Origin of the sequence: Paenibacillus shunpengii, assembly GCF_042684905.1 — a bacterium.
GTDB classification, from domain to species: Bacteria; Bacillota; Bacilli; order Paenibacillales; family Paenibacillaceae; genus Paenibacillus; species Paenibacillus shunpengii.
In genome coordinates this window covers 1451539-1471306 of the sequence record NZ_JBHUMJ010000002.1, presented here as the reverse complement: position 1 = coordinate 1471306, position 19768 = coordinate 1451539, and the positions used below count along the sequence as shown (strand labels likewise).

19 protein-coding genes are annotated in these 19768 nt (G+C 44.5%); 4 read left to right on the top strand and 15 right to left on the bottom strand.

Features of this window, described 5'->3' with window-relative positions; genetic code table 11:
* Positions 1 to 75 precede the first annotated feature (75 nt).
* The gene (locus tag ACFSVM_RS07010) at positions 76 to 594 is read left to right on the top strand and encodes an ADP-heptose synthase (RefSeq protein WP_076311062.1); all 519 of its coding nucleotides are present in this window, start codon (positions 76 to 78) and stop codon (positions 592 to 594) included.
* Between the two features lie 112 nt (positions 595 to 706).
* Here ACFSVM_RS07010 and ACFSVM_RS07005 read toward each other — a convergent pair whose 3' ends face one another.
* Entirely contained in the window at positions 707 to 1219 is a 513-nt protein-coding gene (locus ACFSVM_RS07005) for an NUDIX domain-containing protein (RefSeq protein ID WP_083655684.1), read from the bottom strand.
* 3 nt (positions 1220 to 1222) lie between these two features.
* The gene (locus tag ACFSVM_RS07000; protein WP_047909628.1) at positions 1223 to 1516 is read right to left on the bottom strand and encodes a HesB/YadR/YfhF family protein; all 294 of its coding nucleotides are present in this window, start codon (positions 1514 to 1516) and stop codon (positions 1223 to 1225) included.
* A 495-nt stretch (positions 1517 to 2011) separates the two neighbouring features.
* Between ACFSVM_RS07000 and ACFSVM_RS06995 the strand changes: the two genes are divergently transcribed.
* Both ACFSVM_RS06995 and ACFSVM_RS06990 read left to right on the top strand, forming a co-directional pair.
* Complete coding sequence (locus tag ACFSVM_RS06995) at positions 2012 to 3757, top strand: ABC transporter ATP-binding protein (RefSeq protein WP_379262910.1); 1746 nt, start codon at positions 2012 to 2014, stop codon at positions 3755 to 3757.
* Positions 3758 to 3774: 17 nt separating this feature from the next.
* Entirely contained in the window at positions 3775 to 5841 is a 2067-nt protein-coding gene (locus ACFSVM_RS06990; RefSeq protein WP_379261056.1) for an ABC transporter ATP-binding protein, read from the top strand.
* Positions 5842 to 5918: 77 nt separating this feature from the next.
* Here ACFSVM_RS06990 and ACFSVM_RS06985 read toward each other — a convergent pair whose 3' ends face one another.
* From ACFSVM_RS06985 to ACFSVM_RS06930, 12 genes are all read right to left on the bottom strand, one after another.
* Positions 5919 to 6443 (bottom strand): YdcF family protein, encoded by a 525-nt coding sequence (locus ACFSVM_RS06985; protein WP_177178617.1) that lies wholly within the window; start codon positions 6441 to 6443, stop codon positions 5919 to 5921.
* A 70-nt stretch (positions 6444 to 6513) separates the two neighbouring features.
* The gene (locus ACFSVM_RS06980) at positions 6514 to 7014 is read right to left on the bottom strand and encodes a hypothetical protein (RefSeq protein ID WP_076311065.1); all 501 of its coding nucleotides are present in this window, start codon (positions 7012 to 7014) and stop codon (positions 6514 to 6516) included.
* Positions 7015 to 7096: 82 nt separating this feature from the next.
* Positions 7097 to 8854 (bottom strand): cache domain-containing sensor histidine kinase, encoded by a 1758-nt coding sequence (locus ACFSVM_RS06975; RefSeq protein ID WP_379261053.1) that lies wholly within the window; start codon positions 8852 to 8854, stop codon positions 7097 to 7099.
* Between the two features lie 22 nt (positions 8855 to 8876).
* The gene (locus ACFSVM_RS06970; RefSeq protein ID WP_379261051.1) at positions 8877 to 10040 is read right to left on the bottom strand and encodes a response regulator transcription factor; all 1164 of its coding nucleotides are present in this window, start codon (positions 10038 to 10040) and stop codon (positions 8877 to 8879) included.
* Positions 10041 to 10159: 119 nt separating this feature from the next.
* Positions 10160 to 11833: an extracellular solute-binding protein gene (locus tag ACFSVM_RS06965; RefSeq protein WP_379261049.1), complete on the bottom strand. Its 1674-nt coding sequence runs from the start codon at positions 11831 to 11833 to the stop codon at positions 10160 to 10162.
* Between the two features lie 68 nt (positions 11834 to 11901).
* Complete coding sequence (locus ACFSVM_RS06960; RefSeq protein ID WP_047909634.1) at positions 11902 to 12798, bottom strand: carbohydrate ABC transporter permease; 897 nt, start codon at positions 12796 to 12798, stop codon at positions 11902 to 11904.
* A 37-nt stretch (positions 12799 to 12835) separates the two neighbouring features.
* On the bottom strand, positions 12836 to 13699 hold the full coding sequence (locus tag ACFSVM_RS06955; RefSeq protein WP_379262908.1) for an ABC transporter permease: 864 nt from the start codon (positions 13697 to 13699) through the stop codon (positions 12836 to 12838).
* A gap of 488 nt (positions 13700 to 14187) precedes the next feature.
* A complete protein-coding gene (locus ACFSVM_RS06950) occupies positions 14188 to 14328 on the bottom strand; it encodes an ATP-binding cassette domain-containing protein (RefSeq protein WP_379261047.1) in 141 nt (46 codons plus the stop codon).
* A gap of 16 nt (positions 14329 to 14344) precedes the next feature.
* Positions 14345 to 16057 (bottom strand): arginine--tRNA ligase, encoded by a 1713-nt coding sequence (argS, locus tag ACFSVM_RS06945; RefSeq protein WP_379261045.1) that lies wholly within the window; start codon positions 16055 to 16057, stop codon positions 14345 to 14347.
* 97 nt (positions 16058 to 16154) lie between these two features.
* Entirely contained in the window at positions 16155 to 16355 is a 201-nt protein-coding gene (locus ACFSVM_RS06940; RefSeq protein WP_379261043.1) for a hypothetical protein, read from the bottom strand.
* Between the two features lie 91 nt (positions 16356 to 16446).
* Positions 16447 to 16794 (bottom strand): four-helix bundle copper-binding protein, encoded by a 348-nt coding sequence (locus ACFSVM_RS06935; protein ID WP_371264508.1) that lies wholly within the window; start codon positions 16792 to 16794, stop codon positions 16447 to 16449.
* A 96-nt stretch (positions 16795 to 16890) separates the two neighbouring features.
* Positions 16891 to 17886 carry a CobW family GTP-binding protein gene (locus ACFSVM_RS06930; protein ID WP_379261041.1) on the bottom strand — a complete coding sequence of 332 codons (996 nt, stop codon included), beginning with the start codon at positions 17884 to 17886 and terminating at the stop codon, positions 16891 to 16893.
* A 101-nt stretch (positions 17887 to 17987) separates the two neighbouring features.
* Between ACFSVM_RS06930 and ACFSVM_RS06925 the strand changes: the two genes are divergently transcribed.
* Entirely contained in the window at positions 17988 to 18509 is a 522-nt protein-coding gene (locus tag ACFSVM_RS06925; protein ID WP_379262906.1) for a MogA/MoaB family molybdenum cofactor biosynthesis protein, read from the top strand.
* A 137-nt stretch (positions 18510 to 18646) separates the two neighbouring features.
* Here ACFSVM_RS06925 and ACFSVM_RS06920 read toward each other — a convergent pair whose 3' ends face one another.
* A complete protein-coding gene (locus ACFSVM_RS06920; protein WP_076311075.1) occupies positions 18647 to 19669 on the bottom strand; it encodes an acrylyl-CoA reductase family protein in 1023 nt (340 codons plus the stop codon).
* Between the last annotated feature and the right edge of the window lie 99 nt (positions 19670 to 19768).

The following is a 19768-nucleotide window of genomic DNA, read 5'->3' as shown; positions in this document are numbered from 1 at the left end:
GACCCCATTAAACTGTGATATACTCTTATCAATTGTCAAAAAGCAAAATACATAGTTGCAGCAGGAGGATAAGCTATGCCAAGACAACTGGTTACTGAAGCCGTGATGGTCGCAATTTATGGTCAGTTGCTGGCGCCTTCAGCGCCTGTAGAATACCTCATCCCTTATACCACGGTCTTGGAATTGTATGAATTGCAATCCAGCACAGAGCCTTTAATGGAGTCTCCCCAAGAAGATCAGCATGTGAAACAGAAAATCGGAGAACTTATTTCTTATTTTGAGGAACCCTTTAATAGAAAAAAAATAAGTAAGGCACTTCAAGTACCCTGGGCAAAAAGCGCTTCAATCCCGTTAGATGATCATGTGTCGATCATTATTGTCGGAGCTATGGACACTGCTCAGTACGGAGAGTTTTTTGACCCGATTGAAACAGAGCTGCTACTCACCGCCCAACGGTTTCAACAGCCACTCCTCACAGATCAGGTTGAATGGATTGGCCGTATCATTGAAGCTGGAGTACCTGTACAAGTATATGATATCGAGGACTTTGAATTCGCCTTGGAAAACAATGATTTTACAACAGGCCCGGCTTAGTAAGTGGAACTTCGCAAATAAAATAGAGCCGCTAAATGCGGCTCTTTTCTATGCTAGCTTATCCTTATTACATTTTCACAAAAAAACAGCCCCTCCTAGGAGAAGCTGTTCTTTAGTTCAATTCAGTTAAATCTAAATAATCGGACAGTACACGAGCGGTAACTGGAGAAAGCTTGGGAATTTCATTTAATGCAAAAAAACGCATGGGTCCTTCTTGCATTGAGCTATAGTTTAGTTCCGAATACAGAACTCCCTGGGCTCTGAAGACTCCAATCACATAGTACTCCTCGTCCCCGGAAGGATAATCACGTTTGAATTCGGGTCCAGAGAGGAGCCTTTCGAATTTCATTTCTTCCGCAGTAAGCCCCGTCTCCTCCCATAGCTCACGATATGCTGTATCCTCCAGCATTTCACCTGGCTTCATTACACCTAAGGGCATATACCATAGACCATCATCTGCGCGCTCTTGGAGCAAAATATGGCCTTGATCATTTACTACGGCTATTGCCGCCTTCACCGTAATCATGGATTTGCTTGCAACATATTGGGCCATATCTTTTTTGGCAGAAGTCACCTCATCGTCCCCTCCCTCATAGGCATAATCGCTGTAAACCATCCAATTCATGCGTTATTCAGTTTCGTAACGGTATATAATATCGTCTTCTGCTTCAATATATCCCACATCCAGACGATGTCCTTTCAAATACCAATGATCGTGCTCTTCCATAAAGAATAAAATACCGGACACCTCTGTGCTCTCCACCGGATACTCTGGCTGTTCGACTGAAATACCGAGTGAGAAGCCCGGATGAAGCCCGCCGCCCGAACTATAACGGGCATAGAAGCGAATGGCTTCGCCATCTTTGACACCCAGCTCTTTTTTGTACCAATTTGCGGCTGATTCCGTCACATGAATGCTCATTCAAAAGGTCAACTCCTCATCGTTTTGTGTCTATATTATCATATCGTTCCTGGGCTTAGATTACAAATGACAGATCTGCATCAATGGGCTGTCAAACTTTATTTGAAACGTCCAAATTGTGAAAAAAGTTTGACAGATATTTAGTCCAGTGGTAATATCCTCTCATACGATTCCTAACGAATTAATTTCCAAATGAAAGGGTGACTCTTATGATTATTCTGAATGATTACGCACTACAGCTCAGACAACTTCATATAGAGCAGCCTGGTAACTGGAAGCTAATTCATACGTTTTAAGATGTTTATTTGAATGCACTTCTACATGAATTCACCCGCAGTTCTGCTCACGCACGTGACTTTGCTGCGTATGAACCTGATAAATAATAAGGCATACCGTTTGCGAAAGCGGTGTGCCTTTTTTGTCGCTTCAATCGGTATTTTCACTGCTAGAAGAAGAGTCGTGTCACATTTTCAGATTGGAAAGGAAGGGATTTACTTGTTTGCTGTATTAAAAAATTTAGGCTGGTATTTCAAGCAAGAACGAAGGCGATACGCAGTCGGTATGCTTCTGCTTATTCTCGTTGGTGTCTTAGAACTCGTTCCTCCAAGAGTACTCGGCATCGCCGTCGATGACATCGTTACCGGCTCGATTACTTGGTCTTCTCTCCTCACTTATATTTTCTTTATTCTCGGCATGCTGTTGATTATCTACCTCATTACATATGTATGGATGCATAAGTTGTTTGGCGGGGCCAATCTTGTGGAGAAGCTTCTGCGTTCAAAATATATGGGGCACCTGCTTCGAATGACGCCGCCATTCTTCGAGAGGAACCGTACGGGCGACTTGATGGCGAAGGCGACGAATGATCTTCGTTCTGTTGCCATGACTGCAGGCTTCGGAATGCTGACACTTACAGACTCTACTGCATATCTCGCTACAGTATTGTTAGCAATGGGATTCCTTGTGAGCTGGAAACTGACCTTAGCCGCAGTTCTTCCACTGCCTTTTATAGCGATTGCCATGATGATCTACGGTAAGAAAGTGCACGAACGATACACGCTCGCACAGGATGCATTCGGAGATATGAATGACCAGGTTCTTGAATCCGTAGCTGGTGTTCGTGTCATTCGCGCCTATGTGCAGGAACGTCATGATGAAAAACGTTTTAACGATATTACCGATGACGTATACCGCAAGAATCTCGCGGTCGCTAAGCTCGATGCTTTCTTTGAGCCGACCATTCGCTTGTTTGTTGGACTCAGTTATATTATCGGTCTTGGATATGGTACTTATCTTGTATTCCAGAATGAGATTACGCTGGGAGATCTCGTATCCTTCAATATGTATTTAGGGATGATGATCTGGCCAATGTTTGCTATTGGTGAACTCATTAATATTATGCAGCGAGGCAACGCCTCTCTTGACCGGGTAAACGAGACACTGTATGTCAAACCTGACGTCGAGGATGCAGAGCAGCCCGTTCACGTAAATAAGCCTGATATTATTGAAATGAAACAGCTAACTTTCCGCTACCCTACTTCAACGGTAGACAATCTGACCAATATCAATATTAAGATTAAACAAGGGCAGACCCTCGGTGTTGTCGGACGTACAGGAAGCGGCAAATCGACCCTGCTAAAACAGCTTCTGCATGAGTATCCTTCGGGATCAGGGAAGCTGCTCATCGGCGGGGCATCGATTGATGACATCACCAAAGATCAGCTGCACAGCTGGATCGGCTACGTACCTCAAGAACAAATTCTGTTCTCCAAAACGGTAAGAGAAAACATCCAATTCGGAAGACCGGGAGCAGCGGATAATGTCATTATGGAGGCCATTCGAACAGCTGCATTTGATGGTGATCTTGGCACATTATCGGATGGGCTAGATACGTTAGTCGGTGAAAAAGGCATCGCCCTATCCGGCGGACAGAAGCAGCGTGTGTCTCTGGCAAGAGCATTTATCTCCGACCCGGATATTCTTATTCTCGATGATGCCTTGTCTGCGGTCGATGCCAGAACAGAAGCCCGGATAATTGAGAATATCCGTAACAAACGTGATAGCAAAACGACACTTATCTCGACCCATCGCCTATCAGCGGTAGAGCATGCAGACTATATCGTCGTGCTGGACCAAGGTATCATTACTGAACAAGGCACGCATGATGAGTTAATCCAGCAGAATGGCTGGTACCGCGAACAATATGAACGACAGCAAGTCGAATCTAATCTAGAAGGCTAAGGAGGTGTACCGATCCTATGAAAAAAAGCACCGCTAAACGATTATATGAATATGCACTAAAATCAAAAGGGACATTTATTGCGGCTCTAATCATGCTCGCTATTGGTGTCGCAGCTGATCTGGCCGGCCCATTCATTGCCAAAAACATGATTGACAATCACGTTCTTGCCATTGAGAAGCCTTATTATGAAGCTGCACCCGGAGACGAGTCTGTCTTGTATAATGATCAATATTATAAACGCGGTGATCGATTCGAAGAGGGTGAGGCTCGCGGGGACGAAATTCGTGTGCTCCAGAGCGGACGCACCTTCTACCTGATCGATGAGCCTGTCACTATTGAAGGGGGAGATCGTTCATACTCCAACGGTGAGATGACCATCACAAGAGGTGAAGAAACGGCAACATACCAAGCCACCCCGCTTAGTGCCAGTGAGCTGTTCGCTTTTTACAAACCCGAGCTGCCTGGAATTTACAAGCTGATTGGACTGTACTTTGTATTCCTGATCGTTGCCATCGTCATGGAATTTGGGAAGACCTACTGGCTCCAATCCTCAGCGAACAAGGTCATACAAGGCCTGCGCAGAGATGTATATGCTCATATCCAAAGGCTACCGGTTCATTTTTTTGATAATCTGCCGGCAGGCAAGGTCGTTTCTCGAATTACGAACGATACAGAAGCAGTCAAAGACTTATTTGTCGCTGTTCTCTCCAACTTCTTCTCAGGCATAATTAACATGATTGGAGTGTACATTGCCCTCTTTATTCTGGATGTAAGGCTCGGACTGATTTCGTTGTTTGTCGTTCCGCTCCTTATTGCCTGGATTGTGCTGTACCGGAGATTCGCGACTAAATACAATACGGTGATCCGCTCCCGCTTAAGTGAGATCAATGCGATGATCAACGAATCCATCCAAGGCATGTCCATTATCCGAGTGTTCCGGCGCCAGAAGAAAACATATGAGGAATTTGAAGCATTGAACGAAGATTATATGAAGCATCAGAACAAAATGCTGAATCTGAACGCCTTCACCTCCCATAACCTGGTTAACGTTCTTCGTAATTTGGCCTTTGCTATCATTCTGCTCTATTTCGGTGCAGGCTCCATTGACGGCACAAGCATAATTTCACTGGGTGTCTTATATGCCTTTGTTGATGTTCTCGGACGTCTCTTCCAGCCGATTACAGGCATGGTCAATCAACTCGCAAGCCTCGATTCCTCCATGGTATCCGCAGGCCGTGTGTTTGAACTTATGGATGAAAAAGGCGAGAATGTCACCGACGGTTCGATGCCGAGGTATCTTGGAAATGTAGAATTCAAGGACGTATCCTTTGCTTACAAACGAGACTATGTGCTTAAAAATATTTCCTTCGAAGCAAAGCAAGGCCAAACCGTTGCCCTGGTCGGTCACACAGGGTCTGGCAAGAGCTCAATCATTAACCTGCTGTTTCGATTCTATGATCCGCAGAAAGGCACAATCACCATTGACGGCAAGAATGTGCAAGAGCTTCCTAAACAATGGCTGCGTGAGCATATGGGAATTGTACTTCAGGACCCTTATCTCTTTACAGGAACCATTGCCTCCAACGTCAGTCTTGGGGATAAGAAAATAGCGAGAGAAACCGTCGTCAAAGCCCTCCGAGATGTAGGCGCAGAGCAGCTGCTCGCTCACTTGCCACAAGGGTTTGATGAACCGGTTGTTGAGAAGGGAAGCACCCTGTCTGCAGGGCAGCGTCAGTTGATCTCTTTTGCCAGAGCACTTGCCTATGATCCGGCGATCCTGATTCTCGATGAAGCGACAGCAAATATTGATACTGAAACCGAAGCCATCATTCAAGATGCTCTTGAAGTATTGAAAAAAGGCAGAACAACCTTCATCATTGCGCACCGTCTATCGACGATCCGCAATGCAGATCAGATTCTGGTTCTGCATAAAGGAGAAATTGTGGAAAGCGGCTCTCATGACGAGCTCATGGAGAAGGGCGGCCGATATTATCAAATGTATCAGCTGCAGCATGGCTCGGGAACATCTGAAACTACAGCTGCGAATACACACAGTATCGCAGGCTTATTGGGTAATGCTTAAGAGGCCGATGATTTCGATTCAGAAAAATCGTAAATAACACAACTTAAATAACTCTCTTGCGAAATATCGCAAGAGAGTTATTTTATCCACTGAATGACTCGGTATCCCATAAGCAAGAACGTTTCTCTCATTAAGAAAGGAACCTTTGTACGAAGACTCTGATATCTTGAATTCGGCGTTGGAGAGGATTTCACATCCATCCCAAGGTGCTCAGCAATGACCACGGCACGCTTCATATGCAGTGGATCACTTACCAGCGTGTAGGTACTTATGAGCTGAGCATCACCCAGCTTTTTTGCTTGAATCAAGTTTGTTTCTGTAATGCGTGAAACATCCTCTATGTAGATATCCTCTGGTACTACTCCATGTTGAATCGCATATCTTCGACCTACCTCAGATTCCGCATGGATATCCCTCTCGCTCCGTCCACCTGTAAATATGATCTTATCCGCATCACCGGTTTGATACAAATGAATAGCATGATCAATTCGCGATTGAAAGACAGGTGAAGGTGATTGGCCATAAACCGCTGCACCGAGTACAACTGCTGTATCTCCGTGACGCCGATGGTCCTTATGACTGTAAGAGACAATCTCCCACATCGTCATGCATATCCAGACAAATAACATTCCTATGAATAGGACACAAGCATATCGTATGGTTCTCCATTGGTTACTCCTGTGCGCTCGATTCTTCGTCGCTCGGATCTTGATCGATCTCCTCTTCTTCAAGCTCAAGGGAATTTAACAATTCCCTCGTGTAATATAACAGCTTCTGCTCTAGATTCTGAGCCTGATCCTTAAATTCAATCAGTTCGTCAATCATTTGGCTGCGACCTTCACTGCTGAAAGTCTCCAGAATGCGTTCCTTGAAATAATCATGCACAATGTAATTCCGTTTCTTCCAAATATTGTTAAGAAGGGCGCTTTCCTCTTCTGTAAAAGCGAAATTGTGCTGTATTTCATTAACCAGTTGTCCGAGAGAGTTCCCTAATTTCTTATAGTATAACGAAGTTAACTCTTCCTCGGGGCTGACCTTACCTTGCGTGAGCTTCATAAGCACCAGCAAATTGACGAGTTGTTGTTCTAAAGCCTGTGAGTAATATACCGCCAAACCGTAATAAGAGAACAATTCTTTAGAATGCTCACTATCCAGCAGCCGATGCTCCTGCATACCTTGTCTCTCCTTTTTGCTTTCTTACATTTATGTTACTCGGAAAGCTGTGGAAAGATCAACCAAAATCTATCATACTTGGTCAAATCACGTTCTTTTCTTGGATTGGAATGGTAATTGATATGTTGGTTCCTATCCCGGGCCGGCTGTATATGGATACGCCATACTCATCTCCAAAGGACAACTGAATTCGTCTATGCACATTAAGAATGCCATAGCCCTTCTGTCGATCATCCCGCGATTGCAGCAGCTGAGCAGCGTATGTCTCTGTCATGCCGACGCCGTCATCAATAATCTGAAGCAAAATATGCTCATCCTTCCGTTCACCAACGACTCGAATGTAGATTCGATCGCCAACCCATGCATGCTCCAGTGCATTTTCAATAAATGGTTGAATAATCAGTTTAATGGTATTAAACTTTAAAATTTGTGGATCAATGCAATAGTCCACCTCGAGTCGATCTCCATACTTTACTTTTTGAATATCCAGGTATGCCTTCACCTGATCAAGCTCATCATGAATCGAGATGATCGTTCTTCCATCATTTAAGGTCAATCTGTAGAATTTCGCCAGATTCATAATCATTTGATGCTGCTGCTCTACACGGCCAAACTTTGCTAAACGGCTAATCGACGACAGTGTATTATATAAAAAATGAGGATTGATCTGAGCCTGTAACGATTCCAATTCTGCTTGCTTTTTCTTCAGATTGGTCTCGTATACTTCTTCAATTAAACGTTCGGTCTGCTCCCCCATTCGATTCAGTGCATCTGCAATAATGGCAAATTCATCGTTGCCCTTGTATGCGATTCTCTTGTGAAAATCACCTTGCTGGAACATCGTAAGTACAGATATCACTTTTGCGAACCTTCTGGAGAAAAAGCGGGAAATATATCCAGCTACCACACTGATAAGAACAACAAATAACAAGCTGATGAACAAAGTCATTTGATTGACCTTTTGCACACCGATCTCAAGCAAATCCTGCGGAACATAAGCATTAATCGTCCAGCCCAGCTCCGGCAGCTGTTCCGTAATAAGCAGGTGACCCGATCTGCTCTCAATGGGCTGTCTGCTGTGCTTCTCGGTTTGCATCTCCCCAGAGGAATACATCGTGCTGCCTCCTTGGTCAACCACTTCGAGCAGACTTCCCGGTCCAATTTTTTGGTAGTCAAGACTTGCAAACAGCTCGGAGAGATACACACTGCCGCGTACAAAACCAATCTCCTTCAGATCAAGAGGGTTCATTGTGTTCACAAGCCGCCGAAGAAGTGAGATTCTTCCGAATTTAGCATCATCGTCTACCTGTGTCCAAGTCTGCGTCTTACCATATTGTTCCTTCGGAAAATCCCTATACCAATCTTCATTCTGTATGCGGCTGATGTGATATACATCAAAATACTGCTGTTTAACCCGCAGCAAATCTATATTACCAGAGTCATAATAAATTTCTGGGAGATTATCATCTTTTAAATATATAGACAACCATAATTTCTGATTGGTGGATTCGACCGCTTGTCTGAACTTGGGCAGAAGAATCGTGGATGTCGTCTCGTAGCTGATCCACCCTTCTTCATAACGCATTAAATTGAGGGCAAGTGTTTCATCATAATAGAGCATATCTGCGATTCTTTCTGTATCATCCAGCTTATACCTTACATTATCCCTCATCTGGGATAACGTTCCTTGCAGGTTGTTTCTCGTTTGAATCAGCATGGATTCAACTAAGATTGCATTTGCAGTGAAGCCGAGGATGGCCACAGGTAGGATAATAAGAATTAAATAAGAAATGAGAAGCTTCCAACCAAATGGAAGAAATTTCGGCTTAGGATTGTACATGATTACAAAACCCCATTCTTTATTATGCTTTTCTTCGATACTCTACTGGGGTCATTCCATAGGTTTCTTTGAACTGCTTGCTGAAATAAGGCATATACCTGTAGCCTACGCGATCTGCTACTTCATAGACCTTGATCTTTGGATCTTTGAGGAGATGACATGCTTTTTCCATCCTTAAATGGACAATGTATTCGTTATAGCTTTTTCCGGTCTCTTCCTTAAATATGGCTCCCAGGTAGTTAGGGGAGAAGCTTAGCTCATCTGCAACCTCACGCAGGGTGACATTTAAATGAAGATGAGCTTCCACATATTCTATAATTTGACCGACGATCTTCGTGTGCTTTTTTTGCTTCAGTCTCGGATGATTGCTGATATCAAACAGATCCATAAGATGCTTCGACAGCCAGCCTACTAATTCAGCTAGTGAACCTTTGCTCTTAATCGCCTCCACATCATGCTCTCCAAACGGAATAAAGCCTTCCGGATAACCAAGCCTCGTCCTCACGTAGTGATCGATTTTAATGAGTAAGGAAATCACTATAAAATGAAGCTGTGACAGCAGGTTAAGTCTGTGTACAGGCTCCATAAGTTCGGTAATTTGCGCTTGAACCATATCTTTATCTTGAGCAAGAAGATAGGTAACCAGCAGGTCAAGGGGCTTATCAAAAAACAGCTCCTCGCTGTCCAAGTTCATATGGGATAAGGCAGGATGCTGCTCCGTTACGTTGATGCGTCCGCCCATGATACGATATTCAATCGTTTGTATCACGGCCTCACTGAACTTGTGATCGAGTTCGGTCCGGAGAAGCTGTTCATCCAGTTCACTCGTAATTTGCTTAAGCACGGATATGAGCTCCGTATCATCCATTGGTTTCAGGACATAACTGTATGCATGAAGTGTTAACGCTTCCTTCACATACCGAAAATCTTGATAGCCGCTGACAAAAATAAGCTTCAAATTTTTATTCACCTTTAACGCCGTTCGTGCAAGCTCAATTCCTGACATGCCCGGCATATGTACGTCGGTTACCAAAATGTCGATTGCCTGATTCTTGATGACTTCGAGGGCATCGAAACCATTATTCACGGCATCAACAATACGAATTCCCAAATCATCCCATGGGATAAACCTTACCATCCCCTCAAGATCTAAAATTTCATCGTCAGCTATCAGCACTTGATACATATGACCACTCCCTGACTAAGAAAATAGAGAAAAATGATAAACGTGAGCACCGCTCACTTCAAGGAACGGTGCACGTTTATCATTATTATACTAGGATGAGCCAGCTTATCGTGAAGAAATTATTGACCACTGATTTGTGCTTTATTTTCCTGCCATTTTTGTGTCTTGAAGGCCAGCAATTTATCATAACCAACGGCCATTGCATCTTCCTGAGCCTTATCCAGAATACTTAGCACTTCCTCATCATTTTGTGCGTACAAGGCTTTGGCTCTGGCTTCATTGAAGATTTCATTTACTTGCTGCTGGATAATTCCTTCCTCGGATTCTGGAAGCGGAGCTAAGTTAATGAATTCAGTCGCATTGTATTGTGTCTTCCAGGTAATCTCAGATTGGTATCTAGTTTCCCAGTTCTGATCTTCGGGTGCAAGAGTTTGCTCAAACTTCATTTTGGAGTTATCGACGAAGACTGTATTTCCGTTCCACTGAAGGTTAACCGTTGCATCCATCATCTTCGAACGACCTTCGACATCCGTTACGAATGCATCTGTAAACAGAGGAGATCCTTCTTCATCAGTACCATCCCAATAGATCCCTTCTGGTCCCCACATAATAACCCGTTGACCTTCAGGACCTGTATACCAATCCAGGAAGGCAAAGATTTTCTCTGGATCTTCCGCGCCTTTAGTAATTACACTAACGTTCCAGCCAAGGCTGTTATACGTACCCGTCCAAATTTTGTTTTTATCAAGCCCTTCTTTGTGCACCGGCCAGATCATGAAGTAGCCATCATTCGGATCCTTCTTCTTCAGCTCCGTGTCACCTACCGAACCGTATTCCGTAGGACTTGCCCCTGCGGCAACAGCTACACGTCCTGTATATACTTTTTCCTTAACCTGATCTTTGGTTTGAGTAAGGGCATCCTGTGCCATCAATTTCTCGCGGAAGAGCTTGCTCGCGTATTGAGTTGCTTCTCTGAATACAGGATCCGTGAAGATCGATGTCAATTGATCCCCATTGGGAACCGCTCTATTGCTTACAAATGCGGGTGGGTGATCCTCACCGAATGCACCGTAGAGGACATCCAGACCTTGGCCATCGACTGCAAGATCCGGCTCAAAAGGAATCACATTCGGGTATTTCTCTTTCACTTGTACTAGGTAGTTGTACAGATCGTCTGTTGTCTCGAGCTTAGGCTCACCCAGCTCTGTGTAAATCTTCTTATTAACAATGTAGCCTGCATTACCGTTAGGCTGGGAAGTATACCAGTTCGGGAACTGATACAGCTTGCCGTCACTGGAACGAAGCATATTAAGTGTTTCTTCGCCTGCCCATTCTTTCAAATTAGGGTATTTCTCAAGATATTCATCAAACGGAACGAGTGCTCCAGCTGCCCGAAGACGCTCTACATCCGCGCCGCGATCGGTCCAAATGACATCTGGAAGCTCAGAAGAAGCAATCATCGTATTCAGTTTCTGAGCCGCATTTCCGCCGGAATTAATGGCGGTAATATCCACTTTTTTGTTTTCCTTAATCCATTTGCTGGCCTCGTCTCCGCCCCACTGAGGCATCGTATACCAGTCATAGTTACCATAGAAGGAGAAATTCAGCGGTTCTGCACCAAGCTCAAAATTGGTGGAAGCAGTCTCCTCCTTCGTTGTTTCAGGTGCTGGTTCGGCTTCCGGTGTATCCGTCGTTCCCCCGCTTCCTCCACCTGAACAGCCCGCAAGCCCGATGACCGAGGCCAGAAGCAAAGTCAGTGCACTACTCGTTCGATTCTTTTTACTTTTCCACATCTTCCATAACCCTCCCTTGTTTATACGGCGAATCAATCTATGGTCCAAAGTCTAGTGACTTTAAACACCTACTCTTTAAGTGAACCGACCAATACACCCTTAACAAAATACTTTTGTACAAAAGGATAAACCATAATAATCGGCAGGGTAGCGACCATCATTGTGGCCATCGATAAAGATTTTGATGTTACTTCTCTCATTTGTGACATTCTCGATTGAGCTGCCGAGTCCAGCTGTGACATCTGTTCTGTCATAATGTTCGAATTTAATATTTGCTGAAGCATCGATTGAATGGGCAGTAAATTCTCATTATTGATGTAGATGCTCGGCAGGAACCATTCGTTCCAGTGTCCAATTGCAGTAAAGAGCGACAAAGTAGCGATCACAGGCCCCGATAGAGGAAGGACGATCTGAAAGAACGTTCGAAACTGACCGCAGCCATCAATTTGAGCGGATTCCATCAACCCATCCGGAAGTCCTTTGAAAAAGGTACGAAAGATAATCATGTTCCAAACACTGATCAATGATGGGATGATAAACACCCAGAAATTATCCATAAGTCCAAGTGAACGTACAACCATAAAGGTTGGAATTAGGCCGCCGCTGAAATACATGGTGACAATGAAGAAGACCATATAAAATTTCCTGCCAATCAGCTCACTCTTCGACATTGCAAATGCCAGCAAGGCAGTTAGTAAGACCGACAATATTGTCCCAATTACTGTTCTCATGATGGATATGTAGAAGCCATTTAAGATACGGCTGTCCTGAAATACAATGGCATAATTCTCAAGTGTCCATACCCGCGGCCAGAAAGTCACACCGCCTAGAGCTGTATCCAGTCCCTGATTAAAGGAAATGACAAGCGCATTCCAGAATGGATAAAAGGTGGTGAACCCCAGGAGGATCAGAAACGTGTATATAAAGAGCATCAACATTCGATCTCCAAAGCTCCTATACTTCATCTAAATACCTCCTTAATGCGGTAACTGTGCTTGATATCTACCATAGACTATTCCCCGACTTTCTAGCTACATAGTTAGCAAGTGTCAATAGCAAGACGCTGACAACTGCTTTGAACAGACCTGCTGCTGTAGCGTAGGAGAACCGCTGATTCTCAATCCCTGTCCTGTATACATAGGTATCCAGCACGTCGGATACATCGCGTAGTACCGGATTACCACCGAGCAGTAATATGTCTTCGAATCCTGCATTTAGCAAATTGCCGATCGCCAGAATAAAGAAGATGATGACTACAGGCATGATGGATGGAATCGTAATATATCGGATCTGCTTCAATCTGCTTGCTCCGTCCATTTGTGCGGCCTCGTACAGGTTGGGATTAATTCCGGCAATCGCTGCCAAATATACGATCGAGTTAAACCCGATCTCCTTCCACACATTGACGCTGACAAGAATTCCCCAGAAATATTCAGCGATCCCCAGAAAGCCGATCGGCTCATCAATCAAGCGAAGCTTCTGAAGCAGAATGTTCAAGCTACCGTTATCTGTGGACAAGATCGACATCGCAAATCCAGCAACGATAACCCAGGACAAGAAATGAGGCAGGTAACTAACCGTTTGGATGACTCGTTTAAAGGCCATCTTCCGCACTTCATTCAGCATCAGGGCTAGAATGATCGGTGCAGGAAAACCGATAAACAGCTTAAGCGCACTGATAATAAGCGTGTTTCTCATAATCGTCCAGAAATCAGGTGAAGAAAAAAACATTTCGAAATGCTTGAAGCCAACCCATGGACTCGCCCAGAACCCGTCAAAAATGCTATAGTCCTGAAAAGCCATTAGTACTCCGTACATCGGAATATAGCTAAATATGAATACGAGAATGAGCGCAGGGATGACCATAATCTGTAACTCCCATTGCTTCTTCAATCGAACAGCAAGACCTCTGGATCTTTTGTGCTGTGCCAGTTTTGTATTCGTAGAGATCTCTGACATTGCTCCCCCTCCTCTTGTTATCCATTGTAAAATCTGGAGGATGCAGATTCTATATCTGTAATTAACGAAAAATTATAAAAATCAATGATAGTGTAAGAAATAATAACACATTTCTGTCTTAAAATAATAAAAAAAGATCTATACTGCCGATATTCTTCGACAAATATAGATCTGCGTCATAATGTAAGCGTTACAACATAACATCCTTTCTTTTCACAGAAACATAAACATAACATGATAACAAAATGATAACGTATACAATCACATGCAATGTAGAAGCTGACATGGTAACAACATCATTTGGATTTAGCATGGCTTTAATATTCGGTAGAGCTAGGTTAAAAAGTACAAATGAGGCAGGAGTCGATCTATAGCATAGCCTGTTCGAACTTCCACTATATTACCAGTAGCGCTCCATGCGCGGTAATTTTTCCGCTCGATGGAAAAAGCAGCGCTGCTAATATTTTAGCAGCGCTGCTTTTACCCGATCCATTATGATCCGTGAGGACAATACATTCAGCAGCACCTAAATACATATGAGCAATCTAGTTATTACATCCGTTCCGGTGTCTGCACGCCTAGCAAACCAAGTATGCCTTTAATTCGTTGTCCAACAATCTCGCTGAGCTTTAGCTTGTAAGTCTGTTCATTCTTAGGGCTCCCCAGAATTTTTTCTTGATGATAGAACCGATTATACAGCTGTGCTAAATCAATGACGTATCTTGCCAGCACAGAAGGCTCCTTTAAACGAACCCCTCTTTCGAGCTGTTCAGGGTAACGGGATAAATGCTTCATGACTGCCCAGGCTGCATCACTGATCTGTACCTGATCTGAGTGTTCGTCAGCTGCAGATTTCGAAGTTTCCTCTATTTCCTCATCCGTGTTGGTATTTGCTTTGGACAGCAGGCTTTGAATTCTGGCGTGAGTGTACTGAACGTAAGGTCCCGTCTCTCCTTCAAAGCTGAGCGCTTCCTCTAGTGAGAAATCCACTTCGTTTAATCGGTGATTCTTCAAATCACCAAAAACGATCGCTCCAAGTCCGACCTGCTCAGCTACCTCAGCAGCATTTTGGAGATTCGGATTTTTTTCGTTAATAATTTGGGCTGCCCGCTCTACCGCTTCATCCAGCACTTCCTCAAGAAATACAACCTTGCCGCGTCTTGTTGACATTTTTCGTCCCTCAAACTTCATCAGGCCAAAGGGGACATGGATGAAATGCTCAGACCACTTCTCTCCCATCTTCGCGAGTACAGCAAACACCTGCTGAAAATGAAGCTTCTGCTCGGCACCCACGACATAGAGCACTTCATCTGCCTTCATGACCTCATGACGATAGTATGCGGTGGTTAGATCCCGAGTTGGATAGATGGTTGTTCCATCCTTCTTAATAATTAAACAAGGCGGCATCCCTTCCTCATCCAATCTGACGACCATGGCTTCGTCACTTTCCGTAAGCAGACCGGACTGTTTTAGCTTGGTCACTGTATTGTCCGTTTGATCAATATAATAGCTCTCTCCGAGCACATGATCGAATTTAACGCCCAGACGGTCGTACATCCGGTTAAATTCCTGCATGCTGATATCGACAAAATACTTCCACAAGGATACAGCTTCCTCATCCCCTTGCTCAAGCTTCTTGAACCATGCTCTAGCTTCCGTTCCCAGACTTGGGTCGTTCTCTTCTTCATCGTGGAATTTCACATACAATCGCAGCGATTCCTTTATCGGCTCTTTCGCGAGTCGTGCATCTTCCCCCCATCTTTTGTAAGCCGCAATCTGTTTACCAAACTGAGTCCCCCAGTCCCCCAGGTGATTCACACTTTCTGCTGTATATCCTGCCTCTTCATACATTCGATACAGCGCTGCCCCAATGACTGTGGAACGCAGATGACCGATACCAAAGGGCTTCGCAATATTGGGAGATGACATGTCAATCACCATTTTTTTGCCTGCTCCGACCTGTAATTTACCAAACTGCGGATCAGCAAGCCTTGTAAGCATAGCCGAAGCCATATTTGTGCGTTCAAAATAAAAATTGATGTACGGGCCTGCAGCCTCAGCCCGAAGCTCGGGACTTGTTAGGCTGGCAGCCAGTTCTGCTGAAATAACAGCCGGAGCCTTCCTCATTGTCTTAGCAAGCGTAAAGCAAGGAAAGGCCAAATCTCCCATCTCTGGACGCGGTGGTACCTCCACCATCGCTTCAATCTCCACTCTCGGTAAGTCCAACATCGGTTCTAACAAATCGACAACCTTATTTATCAGCATATACATACACTCCTATTCCAATATATACAAAAAAGCTCCCGCCTCTGTATATTACAGAGACGAGAGCTATGGATTAACATATTCCCGCGGTACCACTCTATGTGAATACGAACGGCTTACCCGCAATGCTTCCCGCAACCGGTAACCTGTTCGATCCCTCTCTAAGCGGATAACGCCCGCTGATGACGAGTACACCTACTGATATTTCAATGTACCTTCTCACGGGTGCGCTTCCTGTCAGATCCTTCATACCGGCTTGCACTATCCCGGCTCGCTGAAACATGAGGTGTTCTGTCATTACTCTCCCGATCATTGAATTTATAATTTTGTAACATTATATCTTGATTATCCATCCATTTGCAACACTAATTCATTCGGGAGTATTGTAATTATACAGCAAGACCAGCTGGGCTACATACTTCTGCACATTTGCGGCAGCTGTCCACACAGGCTTTGCAGTGCAGATGCTCATGCTTCTCACACTCCGCTACACATGCTCTGCAGGCCTTAACGACAAGAGCCAGAATCTCGTCCTTGTAATCTGTACCCCGGCTGAGCGCAGAAGCCGCAAAGCTGCAAATTTCGGCAGCTTCTCTGTTCAGCCTGATACTTTCTTTTAACATGCCTAGATCATATTCCTTCAAACTTGAGACATAACATTTATTACATGCATTCATCGCTTCCAAACAAGCTGCAATCTGTGTCTGTGTCTCCATCTCTATGTTTGTCATTGCCATTGTTACATCCCTCCGCGTAATCTCATTATTCATTCTATTACCCGTAAGATCGGTATGATAATCAATATGCAATAACTTTCCTCTGAATTCGACTTTTTATGATTTTATCTTCGAACTTTCTTCTTCAAGCCGATGCAGCAGCTGGATCAGCTCTGTCTTCGAAAAATGTTCACCTATAAATACACCTACATCCTTCAGCTCTTCTCCTGGGCCCAGCTTCGTAAAATCCGGCTCACGATAAGCATACTGAAATAAGAAGCGGCTTCCTGTATCAGAAAAATGGACAATCCCTTTGGCTCTGTAAATATCACGCGGCAGCTCCCTCAACCATTGCTCAAACAATACGCTATTAATCTTGCTGTTAAAGTAATGCGTATAGACCATTACATGATTATGAGAGTGATGAAGCTGATGTTTCTCTTGTGCTCGGGAGTCTGAAGCTAATCCTTCGCTATTCACCAAATAAATGGCGTCCTCTGTCAAGAGTGCCGGATCAATATTGCAATGCTCTGTAAAATGTATAGCTGCATGCTCATTCCAATCCTTAACCAGGCTGAGTAATTCTGGCCGATCCTTTTCTTCAATCCGATCTGTTTTATTGAGAAGAAGGATGGAGGCAGCGCGGATCTGCTCTTGCATAAGCCGGAATGTTTTGCCTTTCTGCAGGCGATACGTTTCTAGCAAATGAATGCTGTCAACCACGGAGATGAGACCTTTCACCTCCAGCGTTATGTAGAGGGATGTATCAGCGATTCCGTCCAAAATCTCAATAGGATTCGCTGCGCCCGTTGCTTCAATCACAATGACATCAGGTGATGTATTCTGTACGAGCTGGACAAGCTCTATACCTAGATTATCTCGGACAGAGCAGCAGATGCAGCCGCCGAGCAGCTCAGCCATAGGGACACGTTGATCAATGAGCTTGCCGTCCAGATTGACCTCGCCCAGCTCGTTCATGACAACAGCGGGAGTGAGGTTTTGGCTTTTCCAATATTCAAGCAGCTTCACAAGCAGTGTTGTTTTGCCGCTTCCTAAAAATCCAGACAGGATATATACGGGAATCGGAGCTGAAGATGTGTGTTTTGGTTTCATAATATCATGATCCTTTCTGAATATATGTTGATCTTGAATCCGATGATTGCTTACTTCTCTTATATCGTCTATTGTTATGAATAGATTATACTGGAGGGCTGATAGAAATGAATTCTGTCCAAGAGCACCGTAACGAGGCACCTGAAACAGTCCAGTGCATGGTAATCACAGTATCGGATACCCGCACGAAGGATACGGATATGGGCGGTCAGCTTATGCAGGAGCTGCTGCGAGATGCCGGATACACTGTCGTCGATTATATCATTATCCCTGACGATACATCCACTATTCAATCCGTAATCCACCAATCGGTGATTCGAGATGATATTGAAGCCATTCTACTAACTGGCGGCACAGGGATCTCACCTAGAGACAATACATATGAAGCTGTACATTCTTTGCTTGACAAAGAGCTTCCTGGCTTTGGCGAAATCTTCAGATACCTCAGCTTTGCAGAGGATATTGGAACTGCCGCTATACTAAGCCGCGCTGTGGCTGGTGTCATTGGCTCCAAAGCGATATTTTCTATGCCGGGTTCCACTGGTGCCGTCAAGCTGGCCATAACTCGCATTATTGCACCCGAGCTTGGTCACGTCATGCGCGAAATCTATAAGACCAAGTAGTATGCGGCATAATTGAAACCAATCTGGCTTTAAATAGAATGGTGAATATGAAAACTACAGGAGATTCAAAGAAACCAGGATCGCTGATCATATACAATGAGCGACCCTGGTTTTTATCATTCTAGAAAATAACCAGTCTATTCAACTGAATTCAGTCTGACAACAGATCTGCCTACAGCTCTGCCTTCGAGAATCCGTGACAAAGTTTGTGGCAGCTCTTCAAGGCAAATTTCGTTTACGCCTTGGACAAGTGCAGTCTCCGGCTTCCATTCCTTACCCAGCAGTCTCCACAGCTTCAGTCTTCTATCCCGAGGACAGTATACGGAATCAATTCCAACCAGTGATACACCTCTCAAGATAAACGGAAATACCGTTGATTCAAACGTGTTCCCTCCGGTCATGCCTGATATGGCCACAGCGCCTCCATATTTAACTGATGCGAGTACAGCATTCAGAGCAGATCCGCCAACCGGATCAATGACGCCGGCGAATCGCTCAGCTGACAATGGGCCTTTACTTTTTTGATAAGCTTCCTCTCTTGTAATCACTTCAGTTGCACCTAGTTGTTTAAGGAGCTGTTCTTCAGCATCTTTCTTCCCTGTACTTGCGATAACATCAAGTCCGAGCTGGGCCAAGATGGAGATCGCCATCGATCCTACTCCACCGCTTGCACCCGCGACGAGAATAGGACCCATTTCTCTTGTGACACCCGCTTGAAGCAGAGCCTCTACAGACATGGCCGCTGTAAATCCAGCAGTTCCTATAGACATGGCTTCCTTCGTTGTCAGCCCTTCCGGAAGCGGAATTAACCAGTCTGCCGGCAGCTTCGCATAAGGACTATACCCACCGTCCTGCAGAACCCCCAGTCCATACCCAGTCGCTAATACTTTGTCTCCCTGCTTGAAGCGATCATCAGCAGAAGAAACAACAGTACCTGCAAGATCAATGCCTGGTATGATTGGATAAGATCTCACCACTTTTCCATTTTCTGTACTTGCCAAACCATCTTTATAGTTCACACTGGAATACTCCACCTGTATCGTTACTGCTTCATCCGGCAGCTCCGCAAGAGTGCGCTCCTCGATTCCAACTCTGAAGCCTTCTTCGTCTTTACGCACCACATAAGCTTTAAACCGAGTTTCGTTATCTATGCTGTTCATTGCCAGGTCCCCTTCCTAAATTGTCCTCAAATAAAAATAAATCAATTTAATCTACTATCCTATTTCAACGAAACGAATCAAAACACCTTCCCATACCCT